This window comes from Saprospiraceae bacterium, assembly GCA_016713025.1.
Classification (GTDB): Bacteria; Bacteroidota; Bacteroidia; order Chitinophagales; family Saprospiraceae; genus OLB9.
In genome coordinates this window covers 2,811,955-2,831,356 of the sequence record JADJPZ010000004.1, presented here as the reverse complement: position 1 = coordinate 2,831,356, position 19,402 = coordinate 2,811,955, and the positions used below count along the sequence as shown (strand labels likewise).

The following is a 19,402-nucleotide window of genomic DNA, read 5'->3' as shown; positions in this document are numbered from 1 at the left end:
GATTTAAAAAAAGAAGTATCCATTAACTAAAAGGAAAAAAATTATTAATGACAGAATTTACTTTTTCAAAACATGCTCATGATCAGATGTTATTAAGACATATATCAATGGATGAAGCTTTGGGAACTTTACAATATCCTGATGATGTTATTAAGCTTGAAGATGAGCAATATGTTTATCAAAAAATATTTGTGACAGATGAAGATAGTAGATTTCTTATCAGAATATTTGTTAATGGGAACAGAAATCCCGGACTAATTAAAACCTTATATCGTACATCAAAAATTTCTAAATATTATTAACCTTGTGATATGAAAGTTAAATATGATAAAGAGACTGATATACTGTACATACAATTAAATGAATTGACAATTGCAGATACAGACGAAAGAAATGGTGTTATCCTTGATTTTGCATCAACCGGAGAGCTGATCGGCATTGAAGTACTCAATGCATCAAAGTCTAACCTATCTCCGTTGAAAGTAGAATATGAAGTAGCATAATAAATTACCCTTCATTATGTACCACGTCAAAGCTTCCATAAGCCCAGCCATCCACTCTTCATTTAGATAAATAATTTTAGCGTAATCAGCGTTAATTAGCGTCTCCAAAAAAATGATATTATGATGAAGTCTGACCTAATAATGAAGCATGAATGCTATAACATTATTGGAATTTGTATGGAAATACATAGGGTATTAGGACGAGGACTCAGAGAAGTTGTATATAAAGATGCTATGGAGTATGAATTTAAGCAACATCAAGTTCCATTTGAAAGGGAAAAGGAGTTTCAGGTTGGATATAAAGACATCATTTTAAAACATAATTTTTATGCTGACTTTGTCGTACATAATAACTTGATTTTAGAGGTTAAAGCCTGCGAATTCATTCATGATGACTTTATACCAATTACTTTAAATTATATCTCAATTGCAAAAAGTCCTTTAGGATTGATAATTAATTTTGGCGGCCCATCCCTAGAGTACAAAAGAGTAATAAACTCAGACCATTTATAAACCAATAATTAGCGAAATCAGCGTCAATTAGCGTCCAAAAAGAAAGTAAACGCGAATATTCACGAATTACACAAATTTAAAAATCCATAATTAGCGCAATCAGCGTTAATTAGCATATAAAAATAAGCGGCCCAGTATTTAGCGTAATCAGCGTCAAAGCGTAAAGATAGACGGAATTTTCACGAATACACAAATTAAAACCATAGATAGCGTTAATTACCCCAAAAACACCATCACCCAAAAATGAGTAACTTTACTACTCGTTTTCAGTCCAAAAGTGGTATCATTTCTAACACATTATAGATCAAGTCCTTGCGACTTATCAGCGGCGAAGCCTTACAAATGATCTGATGCTGAAATGTTCAAAATAGCAGATAATCAGATCATTAAAAGAACTGCGGAACTGCTGAGATGAATGTTGTAAAAAAGAAAATGTACCAATTGTACAGTTCACCAAATCAATAAATCAGCCGTTTGGCAAATTGCCTAAATCCATAATAAAAAATTAAATGCAAAACATTTTAGTCACAGGTGGTGCCGGATTTATAGGATCCAATTTAGTTGCAGCCCTGTTAGAAGATGAACGGGTAGGGTTGGTCAGGGTGATGGACAATTTTGCAACAGGTTTTAAAAAAAATATCGAAGCGTTTATTGGGCATCCTAAGTTTGAGTTTTTTGAAGGTGATATCAGAGATTATGATGCTTGTCTGACAGCTACAGAAGGGGTCGATCTCATCAGTCACCAAGCAGCTTTGGGATCTGTTCCAAGAAGCATCAAAGATCCTGTAACTACTAATGCCGTAAATGTAGATGGTACACTCCATATTTTTAATGCTGCAGTTGAAAACAGAGTAAAAAGGGTTGTTTTTGCAGTTTCGTCATCTACTTATGGTGACAGTGAAGGCTTGCCCAAAGTAGAACATATTATAGGTAAGCCTTTGTCTCCTTATGCAGTAACTAAATACGTAAATGAACTTTATGCTGATGTTTTTGCCAGGTCTTTTAATTTTGAATACATCGGCTTAAGGTATTTTAATGTTTATGGGCCAAAACAAGATCCCAATGGTGCTTATGCAGCTGTAATACCTTTGTTTTTTAAAGCTGCTATAGAAGGCAAAGGTCCGACTATTAACGGTGATGGTAATAATAGCCGGGACTTTACCTACGTAGACAATGCGGTTGAAGCCAATATTTTAGGTCTATTTACAGATAATGGAGCTGCTATTAATCAAGTATATAACATCGCATGTGGCGAACGAACCACTTTGAATGAACTTTGGCAAAATATCAAAGCTGTGACTCAGTGTAAGGTAGATGCTATACATGGTCCAAATAGATCAGGTGACATACCACATAGTCTGGCCAGTATTGAGAAAGCTGAAAATCTTCTTGGATATTCAGGAAAGATAAAATTAAAAGAAGGATTGGAAAGGGCTTTTCATTTTTATAAAAATTAAGGTAATGGCTTAATGGAAGTTCAACGCGAATTTTCGCAGATTACTCGAATTATAGAAAAACTAATTTATGTACAAAAACGAGCTCATATATAAAACCGAATGTTACAAAGTTATCGGTATTTGTTTGGAAATTCATAGAATTTTGGGTCGTGGGCTAAGAGAAGTTGTTTACAAAGACGCAATGGAATATGAGTTTAAACTTAATAAAATTCCTTTTCGTCGTGAGGTTGAGTATAATGTAGCATATAAAAACACTGTTTTAAAACATAAGTTTTATGCAGCTTTTGTAGTGTATGATGATTTAATTCTTGAAGTAAAAGCATGCGAGTTTATTCACGAAGATTTTATCCCAATCACTTTAAATTATATTTCTATTGCTAAAAGTCCGCTAGGTTTAATAATTAATTTTGGTGCTTCATCTCTGGAGCATAAACGTGTAATAAATTCTGATCATTACAAAACAACTTAATACGCAAATTTTCACAGATTACGCAAATTACAAAACATAAAATTAGCGAAATTAGCGTTAAAAATTAATAAAAATAAATGAATCACAAAATAGCAGTCATTGGTCTAGGCTACGTAGGACTTCCACTAGCCGTAGAATTTGCCAAAAAATACGTAACTGTAGGATTTGATATCAACAAAAACCGTATTCAGGAATTAAGAAGTGGAAAGGATTCCACACTAGAAGTGGAAGATGATTTATTAAATGAAGTATTAGCATCATCACTAGATTTTGATCACGACGGATTGTATGTTTCGGATGAACTAAACGATATAGCCTTGTGCAATACTTTTGTGGTTACTGTACCTACACCTACAGATAAAAACAATAGACCAGTGCTCACGCCCTTATACAAAGCCAGTGAATCCGTAGGTAAGGTACTCAAAAAGGGAGATTATGTCATATACGAATCTACTGTATACCCCGGGGTGACGGAAGATGAGTGTGTACCTGTTTTGGAACGTGTATCCGGATTAAAATTTAATATAGACTTTTTTGTAGGGTATAGCCCTGAACGGATCAATCCCGGTGACAAAGAGCATACCGTATCTAAAATACTCAAAGTAACTTCCGGCTCTACGCCTGAAGCCGCCGAATTAGTAGACCAATTGTATAAATCGGTTATTACCGCAGGGACCTACAAAGCGACATCCCTCAAGGTTGCTGAAGCTGCCAAAGTGATCGAAAACAGTCAACGGGATATAAATATCGCTTTTGTCAATGAACTGAGCAAAATATTTAATCGTATGGGCATAGATACCCATGAAGTGCTAGCTGCGGCAGGTACCAAGTGGAACTTTCTCCCGTTTAAACCGGGCCTGGTGGGCGGACACTGTATCGGAGTGGATCCATATTATCTGGCCCAGAAGGCCCAGGAGGTAGGTTACCACCCGGAAATTATCCTGGCCGGACGAAGGCTGAACGACTCTATGGGCCAGCATGTGGCTACCGAAGTCATCAAGTTGATGGTAAAAAAAGAAATTCCTGTAAAAGGAAGCAATATCCTCATGCTGGGTATTACCTTCAAAGAGAATTGTCCCGATATACGTAATACCAAAGCGATTGACATCTATCATGAACTCAAGACCTATAACCTGAACGTTGATATCTACGATCCTTGGGCCAATCCTGAAGAAGTCAGGCATGAATATGGCATCTCATCGTACAGTAAATTACCTGATACAAAATATGACGCTGTGATATTAGCAGTGGCACACAAGACTTTCGAGTCTCTACCTTTAGAGAGCATAAAAAAGAACAGATCCGTGGTCTTTGATGTCAAGGCGGTGCTACCTAAGGAGATGGTGGATGGTAGATTATAGGTTGTAGCAAAAGGGAGTCCCCTAAAGTGGTTTCGGCTTCTCCAGCCCGACGGATGCGTTCAACTTATCATCCAGCTCTGCTGGGCACCCTTGAAAATGAATGGTTTTTTCTTTATGAAGCAGATGTAATGAATTTTAATCATTCTATGAAATATTTTGACTCAAAAGGAATAAAAAATTTAATAAAAACCAATATATTTGTATTTATGCCAGAAATAAGTCGCTTTTATGGGATTATTATAAAAATGTTTTTTAAAGATCATGCCCCACCACATTTTCATGTAGAATATAATGAATATAAAGCCATAGTAGACATACATGAAAAAGAAGTACTGGATGGATTTTTACCTGGTAAAGTCTTGAAATTGGTACAGGCTTGGGCGATCATTCACGAAGATGAATTAATTGAAAATTTTTTAAAACTTTCTGAATCTCCTGATAAGTGGAAAAAAATTGCGCCTCTAAAATAATTATTTTATTATGGTTAATATAAAGGAAATAATTAGAATTGATGCTGATAAAAAGATAATATATTGTTTGTTCAGCAATAATGAAGTACGTTATGTCGATTTAACTAAAATTATTGAAGAGTATCCGAAAAGTAAAATGATAAATCGTTTAAGAAATAAGAAATTTTTTGGAGAAGTAAAATTAGATACTTATGGTACCTTAGTTTGGCCTAACGAACTAGACTTTTGTCCGGACGTACTATTTGCCTGGAGTAAGCCATTTGACAAGGATGAAACGCCATTTAGCTTAGCGAGGATCCTAAGCTAGAAATAGCCCAACCATCCATTGCTTCATTCAGGTAATAATAATTAGCGTAATCAGCGTCAATTAGCGTCTAAAAAAATCAGAGACGCGAATTTTCACGAATTACACGAATTTTAAAAAAAAATAATTAGCGAAATCAGCGTTAATTAGCGTATAAAAATAAGCGGCCCAGTAATTAGCGAAATCAGCGTTAATTAGCGTCCAAAAAGAAAGTAAACGCGAATTTTCACAAATTACACGAATTTTAAAAATGAATAATTAGCGTAATCAGCGTTAATTAGCGTCCAAAAAGAAAGTAAACGCGAATTTTCACAAATTACACGAATTTTAAAAATGAATAATTAGCGTAATCAGCGTCAATTAGCGTAAAAAAGAATAGACGCGAATTTTCACGAATTACACAAATTTAAAAATCCATAATTAGCGAAATTAGCGTTAATTAGCGTCCAAAAAAAAACACCATCACCCAAAAATGAGTAACTTTGCTACTCAATATACATCCAAAGGAAACCATACATGGAATGGCCCTCAGATCAAGTACTTGCGACTTATCAGCGGCGAAGCTTTACAAATGATCTGATGCTGAAATGTTCAAAATAGCAGATAATCAGATCATTAAAAGAACTGCGGAACTGCTGAGATGAATGTTGTAAAAAAGAAAATGTACCAATTGTACAGTTCACCAAATCAATAAATCAGCCGTTTGGCAAATTGCCTAAATCCATAATAAAAAATTAAATGCAAAACATTTTAGTCACTGGTGGTGCAGGATTTATAGGATCCAATTTAGTTGCAGCCCTGTTTTTTCTTTTTCAAATCTTAAATCAAAAACATTTAAAGGACTTCCGGGATTGATTGCAGACGCTCTGCCAGATGATTATGGCAATAGTGTCATAGATGAGTGGTTTTCCATAAGAGGTAAAACCGTAGAAATTACCCCAATAGATAGACTTTGTTATATTGGAAAGCGAGGTATGGGCGCTTTGGAATTCGAGCCTGCTAATGATGATGTGCTATTGAATGAATCTTCGGATATAGATATTCAAGAATTAGTGGCATTAGCACAACAAATTTTGGATAAGCGATCTGCTTTTAGCACTATCCTGGATAATAAAAATGAGCCCCTCATACAATTTAAGCAAGAAGCCTAAAGATACTGCATCTGAGCTTGGAAGTTACGACGGATTTAAGAGAATTCCAATGAATAAAAAAAATTATTGCACTGATAAGTGGTAAAGCAAACGCATTACGAATCGGATTGAAAAACAAACCGTTGTAGATCATTGTTATTGAGTTTATTAATTCATGTAAAGTCCAGCAAATATGGCCTTAGATATAAAAAATCGAATCACCATTGATCCAAATATATGTTTTGGTAAACCAACTATCAGAGGCATGAGGTATTCAGTGGAGTTAATTCTCGAATTGTTATCAAGCGGGATGACTTATCAAGAAATTCTTGATGACTATCCGTCTTTAGAAAAAGAAGATATTTTAGCCTGCATCATGTTTGCTAATAACATAGTAAGATATAAAACTTTTCAGTACGCGGTCTAATGAAATTTTTGATTGACGCCCAAATTTCCTACAAAGTATCTAAATATTTTTCGCAAAAGGGATTTGATGTTATGCATGTTAATCAACTACCTCAGAGAGATAGAACACCTGATCATGAGATTATAAGATTTGCAGAAAATCAAAATCGGATTGTAGTAACTAAAGATAAAGATTTTATTAATTCCTACATAGTATCTGGCAAGCCAAAAAAATTACTTTACATATCAACAGGTAATTTAGACAATAATCAACTTTTAACTCTATTGAATGATAACTTAGTCAATATCCTGAATCATTTCAATACCTATTCATTTATCGAATTAAATTCAGAATTAATTGTTTTCCATGAATAAATTTTATCGTCTTTTGGCTTAGTAACATAGGAGATAAAAAATGAATATCTCATTAAAGAAGTATCCCGATATCCGCAATACCAAAGCCATTGATATCTATCACGAACTCAAGACCTATAACCTGTACGTGGATATCTACGATCCATGGGCCAATCCCGAAGAAGTCAGACATGAATATAGTATCTCATCGTACAATAAACTACCTGATACAACATATGATGCTGTAATATTGGTAGTAGCACACAAGACTTTTGAATCGCTGCCTTTAGAGAGCATTAAAAACAATAGGTCTGTGATATATGATGTGAAAGCTGTATTGCCAAAGGAGATGGTGGATGGGAGGCTTTAAATGTACCCTAGCAGTAAGCACTAGAAACCAACTTTAGCATTTTAAAAACAAAATTTTAAAATTCATAATTTTATTCAAAATAAAAATAACGATTTGGAAACTTTAATTGTAAAATCTAATTCTAAGGACATACATCTGTTAAAAGAACTCTTAAAGAAGATGAAAATAACATATACTATAGAATCGGAAGAAATAGATTCTTATAATAAAGAATTCGCTGATAAATTGGACAAAAGTATTCGGGAAGGACAAGAAGGCAAGATTCAGTTTATTAAAACTGAAGATTTGTGGAAATAGCTTATACCCAACAAGTTCTTTCTGACATGTCTTGTTTGATTTATGATCATTAGGAGCAAACAGGAATTTTAAAATGATTGTGTGTATATAATATAAAATGTATGAGAACAACGGTTGATTTACCAGAAGATTTGTTGATGGAAGTAATGAAAATATTAAGAAGTGAGTCCAAAAAGGAAACCATAATAAAGGCTCTTACTAATATTAAAAATTTAAATGAAAGACAAAAAATTCTTAAGTATAAAGGCAAAATAAATGTAGATTTAGATATAGACAATTTAAGGTCAAGAAATGATGGTTTTCATTGACACATCTATCTGGATAGGATATTTTAGCAAAGGATATTATGAACAATTGGATTTGCTCATCAAAAATGATTTGGTAGTCGTCAATGACATCATAATTGCCGAACTTGTTCCGTTTCTCCATAATGCAAAAGCACATGAATTAAAAGACGCAATATTGTCTCTCCCTAAAAACAAATTAGATATTCAATGGGATAGACTAATAGATACACAAAAGATAAATCTTGCAAATGGTATAAATAAAGTGGGTATTCCCGACTTAATAATTCTTCAAAATGTTGTCCAAAACCATCAAACTCTTTGGACAAATGATAAGCATTTTTACTTAATGCAAGAATTCACAGACTTAAAATTATTTGATCAGAATTTATAAAGTGGTGAAAGTTTTCATCAGTCACCTTACCGCAAAAGCAAAATTACTTGGCTCAGAAAGCACAGGAAGTAGGTTGTCATCCGGAGATTATACTCGCAGGACGCAGACTCAATGACAGCATGGGACAGCATGTAGCTACAGAAGTCATCAAGCTCATGGTCAAAAAAGATGTGCCCGTCAAAGGCAGTAATATCCTGATGCTGGGCATTACTTTCAAAGAAAATTGTCCCGATATACGGAATACTAAAGCCATAGACATCTACCATGAACTTAAAACTTACGACTTAAGTGTGGATGTTTATGATCCGTGGGCAAGTCCTGATGAAGTCATGCACGAATATGGAATACCTTCTTTAAAGTCTAAAAGCAAGCAAGCAGGAATAGCATATTCAGAATTTATCAATCTGTAAAAAAAATGCTACCCAAAATTATTTATTGGCCTTGCAATCTATGATTGCAACCACTTGATAGATATTGATATGGTTAGTTCTATCGCATTAACAGTTTTAAATAATAATAACATATTTAATGAGTAAAAAATTTGCTTTAATAGGTGCTGCTGGATATATAGCACCTAGGCATATGAAAGCAATCAAAGATACAGAAAATGATCTTGTTGCTGCATTTGATCCCAATGATTCAGTTGGTATCATGGATAGTTATTTTCCTAATGCTGCATTTTTTACTGAATTTGAACGTTTTGACAGGCACGTCGAAAAATTGCGTAGGACAGGGGATAAACTAGATTATGTAAGTATTTGTAGTCCTAATTATCTACACGATGCGCACATGCGATTTGGTCTAAGAAGTGGCGCAGATGTAATTTGTGAAAAACCCATAGTACTTAACCCTTGGAACATTGATGCACTTCAAGAAATCGAAAGAGAAACTGGCCATAATATTTATACTATTTTGCAATTAAGATTGCATGATAGCATAATAGCTTTAAAAAAGAAAGTCGAAGCTTCTCCAAAAGATAAGGTATATGACTTCGACCTTACCTACCAAACGTCTCGAGGCAACTGGTATTATACATCCTGGAAGGGAAATGAAGATAAGTCTGGAGGTATCGCCACGAATATTGGAGTCCATTTTTTTGATATGTTATCTTGGGTTTTTGGACAGGTCAAAGAAAATACCATTCATATCCATACACATGACAGGGCGGCAGGATATTTAGAGTTTGATAGAGCCCGTGTAAGATGGTTTTTGAGTATCAATTATGATACTATACCTGATGATGTGAAGGCAACGGGTAAGAGAACTTTTCGTTCTATGGAGGTGGATGGGGAGCAGATAGAATTCAGTGACGGCTTTACAGAGTTGCATACCACTAGTTATCAAGATATTTTGAATGGGGGAGGATTTAGAATTGATGCTTCCAAGCAAGCCATTGAGATTGTTAATGATATTCGAACTAAGGAAGTGGTAGGGCTTAAAGGGGATTATCATCCTTTTGCAAAGTTGCCGCTTGTAAAGCATCCGTTTATTATTTAATGGATAAATAATCAATTACTTTAAGTCTTTTATGGATAAATGAAATAGCCTTTTAATGAATTACTTCAAAATTGCAAGTTTATCTCTAGATGATTTTACTAAAAATGTAATGATTATTGCTTCAAGTACATTTTTCATTTATGGGATAATGTATCTAGGGATACCTATACTCTCAAAATTATATGGTCCAGATGAATATGGCAAATATACTTTAACCTTTGCTTTCGTGATGATAAGTTCAATACTTGCTTCAGCAAAGTATGATATTGCTCTTTTGATTCCTGAAAAATTTGAAGATGCAATAGTTATAACACAATTGGGAATGCTAATCTCAATTATATTTTCATCGGTGGTTTTAATAATTTTAACATTCTTAAATTATATAAATTTCAATTTCCTTTATAAATTTAATTATCTTTTTGATTTCTATACCGCATTCTTAATTGCTATTTATATTTCTTTAATAACTTTAAACACTTTGTTACTAAACTGGATAAGTCGTAAGAAAGATTTTAAGGGCTTATCATTAGGCAGATTTATTCGGTTTTTTCTGTCATTAAGTATATCAATCGGGTTAGGTTTTATTTATAAGTCATTTGTTTGTTTATTGATTGGTGATATAATAGGCTTGTTGATTTCTTCTATTTATTTTTATAACAAGTGTTTTAAACCAAATGAATTTTCATGGAAAGGAAGTTATGAAGAATTAAAAACAATAGCAATAAGATTTAAACAATTTCCTATGTTTTCTTTGCCATCTTCCTTTGTAAACAAGTTAATTGTACAAAGCCCTATTTTTTTGCTAAATCATTTTTTTACAACTACTCATGTTGGAAATTATGGAATGTGTGAAAGATTATTAAGTACGCCAACATCATTAATTTCAGAGGCTAGTTCAAATGTGTTCAGAGGTGAATTAAGTTCGTCAGCAAGCGCTGAACATAAAAAAGAAGTTTTTTTTAAGGTATTAAAAAGGTTGACTGCATTGAGTGTTCCAATATTTATATTTCTCTATTTATTCGGCGGTATAATTATTGAAAAAATGTTCGGACCAAATTGGGAGCTAGCAGTGGTATATTCCAAATATTTAATATTTCCACTACTACTGCAATTTATATTTACCCCTTTGACTTTTATATTATTTTATTTTGAAAAGCAAAAGTTGGAGTTTGGTATTCAAATTTTTTCATTTTTGTTATTGGGAACAAGTATTTTTATTTACAGTAGATTTTTCACCACCGATACAGCACTAATAATTACCTTAGTGACAAACACTATCATTAGAATATCATTAGAATATTTTTTTTCTCATAAAATAATATCACAGATTTAAATCTCATATGATTACAATTGTAAATTATGGAATGGGAAATTTGGGTTCCATCCAAAACATGCTTCGAAAACTAGGTGAAGATTCCATCATCACTTCTGATGTAAAAGAAATTGAATATGCCAGTAAGCTTATTTTGCCTGGAGTAGGATCCTTTGATTCAGGAATGAGAAATTTATCTAACTTGGGTTTAATTGATGTTTTAAACAGAAAAGTTTTGGTCGATAAGATTCCTATACTTGGTGTATGTTTGGGAGTTCAATTAATGACCAAATCTAGTGAGGAAGGGTCATTGTTAGGTTTAGGTTGGTTAGATGCAGAAACTGTTAAATTCGATTTGACAGGAATAGAAGGAAATTATAGACTTCCGAATATGGGCTGGCAAATTGTGTTTGAAGAAAAGCCCACTATTTTATTTGAAGGAATGTATTCTAACCCTAGATTTTATTTTGTTCATACTTATCATTTGGCTACTTCTAACAACGAAATAATCTCATTGACATCTAATTATGGATACAAATATCCGGTAGGACTTGAAAGTGGTAACATAATGGGCGTTCAATTTCACCCTGAAAAGTCGCATAAATTCGGAATGATGTTATATAAAAATTTTATAAATATTCCAGTATGATTAGAAATAGAGTTATACCAATTCTTCTTTTAAAAAACAAAGGACTTTATAAAACATTCAAATTTAAAGATCCTAAGTATGTAGGCGACCCAGTTAATGCTATCAAAATTTTTAACGATAAAATGGTAGATGAATTGGTTTTTTTGGATATTACAGCTTCTAAAGAAAAAAGATCTCCCAATATGGCGGTTATCAGGGATATTGCAAGTGAATGCTTTATGCCATTATGTTATGGAGGTGGGATAAATAGCGTAGAAATGATAAGGGAGATATTAAATGTAGGAGTAGAAAAGGTATGCTTAAATACTAATGCTGTTCAAAATCCAAAGCTTATTAACGATGCTGCGAAATTTTTTGGTAGTTCAACCATTGTAGTATCTATGGATGTAAAGAAAAATATATTTGGAAAATATAATGTTTACATAAATTGTGGTGAAGAAAAGACTAACCTGAATCCAGTAGATTGGGCTACAAAGATAGAAGAAATGGGTGCGGGTGAAATTATTCTTAACTCTATCGATAGAGATGGTACCATGCAAGGATATGATATACCTTTACTTCATTCAATTACAAGCAAAGTAAATATACCTGTAGTGGCGGCAGGGGGTGCTGGCTCAATGGATGACTTTTCTATGGCACTCAAAGAAGCAAATGTTGCAGCTGTTGCAGCTGGTGCATTCTTTGTGTTTCATGGTAAACACCGTGCTGTTTTAATTTCCTACCCTAATGAATCTGAAATAGATGAATTAATGGCAAATATTAAAAATTAAAATTTACTGGAATGAAATATCAAATTTGCAAACGATGTGTGATGGACACCAGTGCTTCAGAAATCACATTTGACGAAATGGGTATTTGCAACTTTTGTAATGAATACGATAGAACAAATGCTCAGTTATGGAAGCGTGGCGAAGAAGGAAAAGATTTACTAAACAAGACTCTAGAAAAGATAAAATCAGATTCTGTAGGGAATGAATATGATTGTATCGTAGGATTGAGTGGAGGGGTCGACAGTTCATATGTAGCTTATTTAGCAAAAAAAGTTTTTGGATTGCGGCCTCTTGTAGTTCACGTAGATACAGGATGGAATTCAGAACTTGCTGTGAAAAACATTGAGAACATTGTCAAGAAATTAGATATTGACTTGTACACACATGTGATAGATTGGGAAGAAATGCAGGATTTACAGCTGGCATTTTTTAAATCGGGAATTGTTTGTCAAGATAATCCTCAAGACCATGTTTTTCATTCTGTGCTAAGAAGGATTGCTCAAGAAAAGAAAATTACCTATTTTATAACAGGTGCAAACGCTTCTACAGAATGTATTCTTCCAAAGTCATGGGACTATAACAACTTAGATTCTAAATTGATTAAATCAATTCATAAAAAATTTGGTACGAACAAATTAAAAACTTATCCATTTGTTAATTTATTCAAGTATTATTTTGTCTATCCTTTTTTCATAAGATAATACGAGTTGATGTGTTGAATATGATGGACTACAATAAGGAAGAGGCAATGAAAGTATTACAGGATGAGCTTGATTGGAAATATTATGGTGGTAAACATCATGAATCAGTCTTCACGAAATTTTTTCAGACTTATTATCAACCAAAACGATTTGGTTTTTGAAAAGAGAAGGGCTCATTTAGCTAGTTTGGTTGTAACAGGCCAAATGCAAAGAGAAGAGGCACTTCATGAATTGTCAAAGAACCCATATTCTAAACAGGATCTTCTTGAAGACTCTGTTTATGTTGCAAAAAAGCTTGGGATTACAATGGAAGAGTTTGATCATTATATGAATATTCCTCCAACTACAGAAAAGGATTTCCAAAATAATTCTTTTTTGTTTAACCTAATTAAAAAATTAAGAGAAAAAATAAGCTAATAAAATTATATGCTAAATTTACTTGCGATTTGTGTTAGTTGTAAGTACTTCTGAAATCGCATTTGATAAAATGTGGATTTGTAACTTTTGTAATGAATACGACAGAGCAATGCTCAGTTATGAAAGCTCGGTGAAGAAAGGAACTATTTACTAAAAAAGACTCAAAAAAAGATAAAATCAGATTTTATAGTGAATGAATATGATTGTATAGTAGGATTGATTTGAGGTGACGATAGTTCATAAATATTTTATTTAGCAAAAAAAAATTTGGATTGCGGCATTTTATAAATTAAGACGATTTTAAATTTTATAAGATTAATATTTTTCATTATGTGTTATACTAAATTAATGCTTTTTTTGAGTAGAAACTTTTTATATCTTTCGGTTATTTGTTGTTTAAACTAGAAGTATATGTGTGGAATCACGGCAATAATTAATGTTTCTAAAGGCCCTATAGGACAAGAAGAAATAGAAGAGATAAATAGATTGGTTACTCATAGGGGTCCAGATGGTGAAGGGTATTATTTGGGAGGCAATTTTGCATTGGGGCATAGAAGATTGTCGATTATTGACTTATCAGCGGAAGCCAATCAGCCAATGTCTTCAGGTAGCAATCAATTGATTTTTAATGGTGAAATTTATAATTATATTGAAATAAGATGTGAATTGCTCGCTTTGGGATATAATTTTACAACTTGTTCAGATACTGAGGTGATATTAAAGGCATATGAGGAATGGGGTGAAGAATGTGTTGTAAGGTTCAATGGAATGTGGGCGTTTGTTCTTTATGATGAAAAAAAGGAAATCCTTTTTTGTAGCAGGGACAGATTTGGAATTAAGCCTTTTTACCTTTTAAGCACGAATGAGAGATTTATAATTGGATCTGAAATAAAGCAACTTCTACCGTATTTGGTAGAAAGAAAGGCTAATATTGATTTGGTATTGGATTTTCTCATATTAGGTTTAGAAGAGCATACCTCTGCTACTTTTTTTCAAGGAATTGAAAAGTTGCCCCCATCTACCAATTTAATTTATAATCTAAAGTCAAATGCAGTAAATAGCTATTTATATCATACATATATCCCTATATCAAATGATTTGAATGAAGTTCAAGCAACTAGTTTAGTAAAAGATTTGTTTGAGACATCAGTTCGAATTCGAATGCGTTCAGATGTAAAAGTTGGGACATGTCTAAGTGGTGGTTTAGATAGTTCTATCGTTGCTGCTCTTTCTTCACAAATAAATTCTAGAAATTCGGCCATTTCATTTTATGCTATTCACGCTAAATCATCTGAATCAGATAGTGATGAAAGTTCTTATGCAAAATTGGTTTCTGAAGAAACTAATATTGACCTAACAATTATTGAACCTAAGGTTGAAGATTTTTTTAATGCAATTGAAAAGGTAGTAAAGATTCAAGAAGAACCTTTTGGCGGACCATCCGTATTGTTCCAATATTTCGTTTTTAAGCAAGCCCAGAGTGATAATTGCCCTGTTATCTTAGATGGTCAAGGTGGCGATGAGCTTTTTTTAGGATATGAACGTTATTATTTTGCAATAATGAATAATATGGGTTTTCTGGAAAAAGTATCTTTTTTGAGAGAAATTTCTAAAAAATCCCGCCACGGATTTTTGAAAAATGTATTGTACTATTTATATTTTAATTTCTTAAGTCTTAGAAAAACTTTTATATTTAGAAGATTATCTTTTGTAAAGAAGGAACATTTAGAAAAGTATGATTTTTCTAAATCCATGAAGAAATTATTATTTTCTGATGGCATTAAAGAACTTCAATTAAGTGAGTTATATGCCTATCAGCTCCCTCACCTCTTAAAATATGAAGATAAAAATTCCATGAGCTGCAGTATTGAATCGAGATTACCTTTTTTAGATTTTGATTTAGTAAAAGGTGTTTTGGATAGTGATCCAAATTTGATGATAAAAGATGGATGGTCTAAATATTTATTAAGAAAATGCTTTGATGGTCTTCTTCCAGACTCTATTATATGGAGAAAAAATAAAAGAGGTTTTGAAGCGCCAGAAAGTACATGGTTAAAAGACAAAGACTTTTTTGAAAAAGAAATAAAAGAGTCAAAGTTTATAAAAAATTTAATTGATGTTGAAAAAATCAATAAAAGTATTGATAACCGAACTTTTTGGAGAATATATAGTCTAGCCATTTGGTCAAGATTGTTGAAAGTGAATTTTTGATCTAAACTATGAATATAGGCCATAACTTTTCAATTATTAAGGAAAACTATTTGGATAAAGCCTTATATTTATTATGTATTCTTTACATTTTGGTGGCATTTCTTTTAACTCCTTTATATAAGTTTGGAGAAGTTTATTTATTATATCCCAAAATTAACTTTTCTGCAGTAAGATTGCTTATTCTTTTAACTACTATTTTTGTTTCAATGTTTCTTGTGATCTCACATGACTATAAATTGACTTTTTTTAAACCGATTTTAAAGCTTCTCGGATTCCCTATTTTATGTATATTCTCTATATCAGTTATGATTATAGTATCGTACCCATTTATTACTTCCTATTCATATAACGCAACAGACCAGTTTTTATTAAGAGTTGATGCAGTAATTTCTGGGTATACTATGATGTTTATTTCAGGACTTTATGTTGACAAGTGGCGAACTTATTCAGTATTTTTAGTTTCTTGGATAATATATGTAGCTTTTTTGTTGTGGAATTTTGATTATTTGTTTGCGAGTTATTTCACCTATAAAGTTACAAAAGCAGTAAATTATATTTTACTAGCAGACTCTTTGGCTTTTTTAGCCATATTTGTAATTTTTGAGTCTAAGTCATTATGGACAAAATTTTTTGTATGGGTTACTACATTTTCTGTTTTATTTATAACTCCTTCTCGCACAACCTTCGTTTGCTTTATTGTATGTACTATTTTTATTTTTCTAAAAAATGTTAGATTACTCATCTTTTTAAGTTTTTTTTCTTTAGTTTCTATTTTGATATTAAGGAATAGCAACCAAATGAACAATACTTTATTTACATCTAGTCGAATTCTAAAAACTGACTTAAAAAAAGATGCATCGTTGGCAGAAAGAAGATTGCAGTCTGAGATCAACTATGATAATTTTAAAGAAAGTTGGGTACTTGGTGATTTTATGGGAGATGTAAGACTATTTAACGGTGCCGATGGAAACTATACACATACCTATTTTTCGATTTGGGAGCAATTTGGCATACTACCATTTTTTCTTTTTTTAATGTCTGTTATAATTTTAATGTATTATCTTTATAAACTTTATTTTATAACACAAGATGGAATTTTTTTATCAACTGTTTCTCTGACAATTTTTACGCTCATCGCTATTTCCTTCTCAAGAAGTTTTCATAATCCTTTTATTTGGTTCTTAATTTCTAGAGTATTAGTACTGTATTATTCAAAAAAGAATCAACAATGCAAAATTTAAAGACGAAAATATTCTTCGTATCCATTTATTTATTGTTTTTTACTAGTTGTAAACTTAATTATTATGGGGCGGAATCGAGAAAAATTTATAAAAAAATTGGTTGTACATCACTCACAATTTTACAAAAGAGTACTCCAGATTTTGTTGTTAGGAATTACGAAGAATTAATTTTGGCAATAAATAATTCACTACCATATCAAACTATTTATATAAAAGATACTTCCATTATCGATTTAACTGGAAAGCCTCCTATTCAATTAAAAAGAGGAGTTCGTTTGGTTAGTGGGAATTCCTGTAAAAATAGAGGAGCTCTATTGTTTACAAAAGATTTAGGTCACTCCCCCGCTATTCAATGCAAAGGGGATGATATAAAAATTGTTGGGATAAGGTTAATGGGTCCTGATACATCTCGTAGAATTCAACAAATGTATGAATTGATAGCAAAGAATCAATATTATTCTTTGCCTTATTCACACGGTATTCGATGTATTGGATATGGTAAACTTTTTGTTCAAAATTGCGAATTACTTGGTTGGTCTTATGCAGCAATTGATATGGAAAGTGGAAGTGGAAATATTATTCGCAATAATTACATACATCATAATCAAAGATTGGGTCTTGGATATGGTGTAGCATTGCATGACGCTTATGCAATCATTGAAGAAAATTTTTTTAATTGGAATAGGCATAGTGTTGCAGGGAGTGGTAGGTTGAATTCAGGGTATGAAATACGTAATAATATTTTCGGTAAGAGGAGTTTGAACTATGTTGTAGATATGCATGGTATTTATGATGAAAGAGTAAAAGATACTATAGGGGGAACAGATCTACATATTCATCATAATACATTTTATACAACAGAAGATGGACCTATTGTCATTCATGGTGATCCAATAAATACAGTAAAAATCCATCATAATATATTCCTTGGACATATTTCTTGGGACAAAGTTTTTACTAAAGGCATTTATTTTCGAAACGGAAAGGTGAAATCTTACAAAAATATGTTTAAATCAGATATAGGTGAGATGAAGTTTGGTACCGCATTATTAAAAAGTCAAACAGGTCAGAATATTTTGAGAAATATTAAAATACTAAAGCCAAAATTTTCAATTGAGTGAATTCACAAAAAATTAATATACAGGTCTATCCTTGTTCTCTTAAAAATGCGAGTAGAATTTTGAAAACAAGTAAAAGCCTTGTCGATTTAGGACTTGTAGGTAAAGATTATGTTTGGGCAACAGGTGAAGGAGATGGGATAAAAACAATAAACTTTGGACCAAACCAGATATTGGTAATGTCCAAATTACCTCATGATTATCGAAAAAGAATGAGAAAAGAAATTTTTTCATTGGTTAAAATGCTTTATTTTTTAGCCAGCTATTATTTGGGTGTTATTTCTTTGTCTTTAAAACTAAAGCCTAACTTTATTACATGCCGGCGAGTAGATTTATTGCCTTTTTGCGTACTTGCAAAGCTAATACTAGGGAAAAATACCAAATTGATATATTCTCCTCATGAACTTGAATCCGAAAAAGAGGGTTTATCAAATAAAGTAAAATTTATTTTTAAAACAATAGAACGTATTTTTATAAGATTCTCGGATAGTGTAATCGTTGTTTGTGAGCCTATAAAGAATTGGTATATTGAAAACTATCAGTGTAAATCTATTTATGTGATAAGAAATCTTCCTTATATGGCAGAGGAAAATCTGCCAAAGACCAATGTTTTAAAAGCGAAATTTAATTTGAAAGATTCTGATTTGTTGTTTATATACCAAGGTATTTTAGCTCCAGCAAGAGGTATACCTACATTGTTGGAATCTTTTTCAACTATCAATAGTAATAATATTCATATTGTTTTTATGGGTTTTGGGATTCTAGAAAATGAAATCTTATTAAATTCGGAGATGTATTCTAATATTCATTACCAAAGCAGTGTTCCTATGAATGAAATAGTTGCCTACACATCTTCTGCTGATATTGGAATATTTTTTATAAATCAGAAGGTTGGTTTAAGTTATCAATATTCCCTTCCAAATAAATTTAGTGAGTACCTGCTGGCTGGTCTTCCAGTAGTGGTCAGTTCTAATTTAACATACATGGCTTCACTGATTAAAGACAATAATTTAGGTTGGGTAATTAGCGAAACGGATCCTGATTCATTTAAAAACTATTTGACGAATTTACAGGTTGAGGATATTCTGAAAAAAAAATTAAATGTTCAGAGGTATGCAAAGTCGCTCTCTTGGAATTTAGAAGAAAAGGAATTTATTAATGCTTATAAATAATTT

22 protein-coding genes and 2 pseudogenes are annotated in these 19,402 nt (G+C 32.2%); all 24 read left to right on the top strand.

Translation table 11 applies throughout. The features are described from left to right. Positions 1-47: 47 nt before the first annotated feature. The 24 genes and pseudogenes from IPK35_18350 to IPK35_18235 all read left to right on the top strand — a co-directional run bounded on the left by IPK35_18350 (position 48) and on the right by IPK35_18235 (position 19,399). The gene (locus IPK35_18350) at positions 48-302 is read left to right on the top strand and encodes a DUF4258 domain-containing protein (protein MBK8055174.1); all 255 of its coding nucleotides are present in this window, start codon (positions 48-50) and stop codon (positions 300-302) included. Between the two features lie 9 nt (positions 303-311). Beyond that, positions 312-503 (top strand): DUF2283 domain-containing protein, encoded by a 192-nt coding sequence (locus tag IPK35_18345; GenBank protein ID MBK8055173.1) that lies wholly within the window; start codon positions 312-314, stop codon positions 501-503. A 123-nt stretch (positions 504-626) separates the two neighbouring features. Then, positions 627-1,016: a GxxExxY protein gene (locus IPK35_18340; protein MBK8055172.1), complete on the top strand. Its 390-nt coding sequence runs from the start codon at positions 627-629 to the stop codon at positions 1,014-1,016. Between the two features lie 509 nt (positions 1,017-1,525). Further along, the gene (locus IPK35_18335) at positions 1,526-2,473 is read left to right on the top strand and encodes an SDR family oxidoreductase (GenBank protein ID MBK8055171.1); all 948 of its coding nucleotides are present in this window, start codon (positions 1,526-1,528) and stop codon (positions 2,471-2,473) included. Positions 2,474-2,540: 67 nt separating this feature from the next. Continuing rightward, complete coding sequence (locus IPK35_18330; protein MBK8055170.1) at positions 2,541-2,942, top strand: GxxExxY protein; 402 nt, start codon at positions 2,541-2,543, stop codon at positions 2,940-2,942. A gap of 77 nt (positions 2,943-3,019) precedes the next feature. Continuing rightward, positions 3,020-4,303, top strand: a complete 1,284-nt coding sequence (locus IPK35_18325; GenBank protein ID MBK8055169.1) for a nucleotide sugar dehydrogenase — start codon at positions 3,020-3,022, stop codon at positions 4,301-4,303. 206 nt (positions 4,304-4,509) lie between these two features. Beyond that, the gene (locus IPK35_18320; GenBank protein MBK8055168.1) at positions 4,510-4,773 is read left to right on the top strand and encodes a DUF4160 domain-containing protein; all 264 of its coding nucleotides are present in this window, start codon (positions 4,510-4,512) and stop codon (positions 4,771-4,773) included. 10 nt (positions 4,774-4,783) lie between these two features. Then, positions 4,784-5,080: a DUF2442 domain-containing protein gene (locus tag IPK35_18315; protein MBK8055167.1), complete on the top strand. Its 297-nt coding sequence runs from the start codon at positions 4,784-4,786 to the stop codon at positions 5,078-5,080. A gap of 848 nt (positions 5,081-5,928) precedes the next feature. Beyond that, positions 5,929-6,228 (top strand): HipA N-terminal domain-containing protein, encoded by a 300-nt coding sequence (locus tag IPK35_18310; GenBank protein ID MBK8055166.1) that lies wholly within the window; start codon positions 5,929-5,931, stop codon positions 6,226-6,228. Positions 6,229-6,400: 172 nt separating this feature from the next. Then, a complete protein-coding gene (locus IPK35_18305) occupies positions 6,401-6,634 on the top strand; it encodes a DUF433 domain-containing protein (protein MBK8055165.1) in 234 nt (77 codons plus the stop codon). Further along, positions 6,634-6,987 carry a DUF5615 family PIN-like protein gene (locus IPK35_18300; GenBank protein ID MBK8055164.1) on the top strand — a complete coding sequence of 118 codons (354 nt, stop codon included), beginning with the start codon at positions 6,634-6,636 and terminating at the stop codon, positions 6,985-6,987. The genes IPK35_18305 and IPK35_18300 overlap by 1 nt, the downstream gene beginning before the upstream one ends. A gap of 40 nt (positions 6,988-7,027) precedes the next feature. After that, a complete protein-coding gene (locus tag IPK35_18295; GenBank protein ID MBK8055163.1) occupies positions 7,028-7,336 on the top strand; it encodes a hypothetical protein in 309 nt (102 codons plus the stop codon). A 398-nt stretch (positions 7,337-7,734) separates the two neighbouring features. Beyond that, the gene (locus IPK35_18290) at positions 7,735-7,941 is read left to right on the top strand and encodes a type II toxin-antitoxin system VapB family antitoxin (protein MBK8055162.1); all 207 of its coding nucleotides are present in this window, start codon (positions 7,735-7,737) and stop codon (positions 7,939-7,941) included. Continuing rightward, a complete protein-coding gene (locus IPK35_18285) occupies positions 7,925-8,311 on the top strand; it encodes a PIN domain-containing protein (protein ID MBK8055161.1) in 387 nt (128 codons plus the stop codon). The genes IPK35_18290 and IPK35_18285 overlap by 17 nt, the downstream gene beginning before the upstream one ends. Before the next feature lie 44 nt (positions 8,312-8,355). Then, positions 8,356-8,721 (top strand): annotated as a pseudogene (locus tag IPK35_18280) (nucleotide sugar dehydrogenase). A gap of 118 nt (positions 8,722-8,839) precedes the next feature. After that, positions 8,840-9,808 carry a Gfo/Idh/MocA family oxidoreductase gene (locus tag IPK35_18275; GenBank protein MBK8055160.1) on the top strand — a complete coding sequence of 323 codons (969 nt, stop codon included), beginning with the start codon at positions 8,840-8,842 and terminating at the stop codon, positions 9,806-9,808. A gap of 55 nt (positions 9,809-9,863) precedes the next feature. After that, complete coding sequence (locus IPK35_18270) at positions 9,864-11,141, top strand: oligosaccharide flippase family protein (GenBank protein ID MBK8055159.1); 1,278 nt, start codon at positions 9,864-9,866, stop codon at positions 11,139-11,141. 7 nt (positions 11,142-11,148) lie between these two features. After that, positions 11,149-11,769 carry an imidazole glycerol phosphate synthase subunit HisH gene (gene hisH / locus IPK35_18265; GenBank protein ID MBK8055158.1) on the top strand — a complete coding sequence of 207 codons (621 nt, stop codon included), beginning with the start codon at positions 11,149-11,151 and terminating at the stop codon, positions 11,767-11,769. Beyond that, complete coding sequence (gene hisF / locus IPK35_18260; protein MBK8055157.1) at positions 11,766-12,539, top strand: imidazole glycerol phosphate synthase subunit HisF; 774 nt, start codon at positions 11,766-11,768, stop codon at positions 12,537-12,539. The genes hisH and hisF overlap by 4 nt, the downstream gene beginning before the upstream one ends. A gap of 11 nt (positions 12,540-12,550) precedes the next feature. Next, positions 12,551-13,657 (top strand): annotated as a pseudogene (locus IPK35_18255) (N-acetyl sugar amidotransferase). A 411-nt stretch (positions 13,658-14,068) separates the two neighbouring features. After that, the gene (gene asnB / locus IPK35_18250; GenBank protein MBK8055156.1) at positions 14,069-15,868 is read left to right on the top strand and encodes an asparagine synthase (glutamine-hydrolyzing); all 1,800 of its coding nucleotides are present in this window, start codon (positions 14,069-14,071) and stop codon (positions 15,866-15,868) included. Between the two features lie 8 nt (positions 15,869-15,876). After that, a complete protein-coding gene (locus IPK35_18245; GenBank protein ID MBK8055155.1) occupies positions 15,877-17,109 on the top strand; it encodes a hypothetical protein in 1,233 nt (410 codons plus the stop codon). Continuing rightward, positions 17,097-18,230: a right-handed parallel beta-helix repeat-containing protein gene (locus IPK35_18240; GenBank protein MBK8055154.1), complete on the top strand. Its 1,134-nt coding sequence runs from the start codon at positions 17,097-17,099 to the stop codon at positions 18,228-18,230. The genes IPK35_18245 and IPK35_18240 overlap by 13 nt, the downstream gene beginning before the upstream one ends. Then, positions 18,227-19,399: a glycosyltransferase gene (locus tag IPK35_18235; GenBank protein ID MBK8055153.1), complete on the top strand. Its 1,173-nt coding sequence runs from the start codon at positions 18,227-18,229 to the stop codon at positions 19,397-19,399. Before IPK35_18240 ends, IPK35_18235 begins: the two co-directional genes overlap by 4 nt. Positions 19,400-19,402 lie beyond the last annotated feature (3 nt).

Bases quoted from the DNA above. Each gene is read 5' to 3' on its own strand.
- IPK35_18350 (MBK8055174.1), top strand. From the start codon at position 48: ATGACAGAATTTACTTTTTCAAAACATGCTCATGATCAGATGTTATTA.
- IPK35_18345 (MBK8055173.1), top strand. From the start codon at position 312: ATGAAAGTTAAATATGATAAAGAGACTGATATACTGTACATACAATTA.
- IPK35_18340 (MBK8055172.1), top strand. From the start codon at position 627: ATGAAGTCTGACCTAATAATGAAGCATGAATGCTATAACATTATTGGA.
- IPK35_18335 (MBK8055171.1), top strand. From the start codon at position 1,526: ATGCAAAACATTTTAGTCACAGGTGGTGCCGGATTTATAGGATCCAAT.
- IPK35_18330 (MBK8055170.1), top strand. From the start codon at position 2,541: ATGTACAAAAACGAGCTCATATATAAAACCGAATGTTACAAAGTTATC.
- IPK35_18325 (MBK8055169.1), top strand. From the start codon at position 3,020: ATGAATCACAAAATAGCAGTCATTGGTCTAGGCTACGTAGGACTTCCA.
- IPK35_18320 (MBK8055168.1), top strand. From the start codon at position 4,510: ATGCCAGAAATAAGTCGCTTTTATGGGATTATTATAAAAATGTTTTTT.
- IPK35_18315 (MBK8055167.1), top strand. From the start codon at position 4,784: ATGGTTAATATAAAGGAAATAATTAGAATTGATGCTGATAAAAAGATA.
- IPK35_18305 (MBK8055165.1), top strand. From the start codon at position 6,401: ATGGCCTTAGATATAAAAAATCGAATCACCATTGATCCAAATATATGT.
- IPK35_18300 (MBK8055164.1), top strand. From the start codon at position 6,634: ATGAAATTTTTGATTGACGCCCAAATTTCCTACAAAGTATCTAAATAT.
- IPK35_18295 (MBK8055163.1), top strand. From the start codon at position 7,028: ATGAATATCTCATTAAAGAAGTATCCCGATATCCGCAATACCAAAGCC.
- IPK35_18290 (MBK8055162.1), top strand. From the start codon at position 7,735: ATGAGAACAACGGTTGATTTACCAGAAGATTTGTTGATGGAAGTAATG.
- IPK35_18285 (MBK8055161.1), top strand. From the start codon at position 7,925: ATGATGGTTTTCATTGACACATCTATCTGGATAGGATATTTTAGCAAA.
- IPK35_18275 (MBK8055160.1), top strand. From the start codon at position 8,840: ATGAGTAAAAAATTTGCTTTAATAGGTGCTGCTGGATATATAGCACCT.
- IPK35_18270 (MBK8055159.1), top strand. From the start codon at position 9,864: ATGAATTACTTCAAAATTGCAAGTTTATCTCTAGATGATTTTACTAAA.
- hisH (MBK8055158.1), top strand. From the start codon at position 11,149: ATGATTACAATTGTAAATTATGGAATGGGAAATTTGGGTTCCATCCAA.
- hisF (MBK8055157.1), top strand. From the start codon at position 11,766: ATGATTAGAAATAGAGTTATACCAATTCTTCTTTTAAAAAACAAAGGA.
- asnB (MBK8055156.1), top strand. From the start codon at position 14,069: ATGTGTGGAATCACGGCAATAATTAATGTTTCTAAAGGCCCTATAGGA.
- IPK35_18245 (MBK8055155.1), top strand. From the start codon at position 15,877: ATGAATATAGGCCATAACTTTTCAATTATTAAGGAAAACTATTTGGAT.
- IPK35_18240 (MBK8055154.1), top strand. From the start codon at position 17,097: ATGCAAAATTTAAAGACGAAAATATTCTTCGTATCCATTTATTTATTG.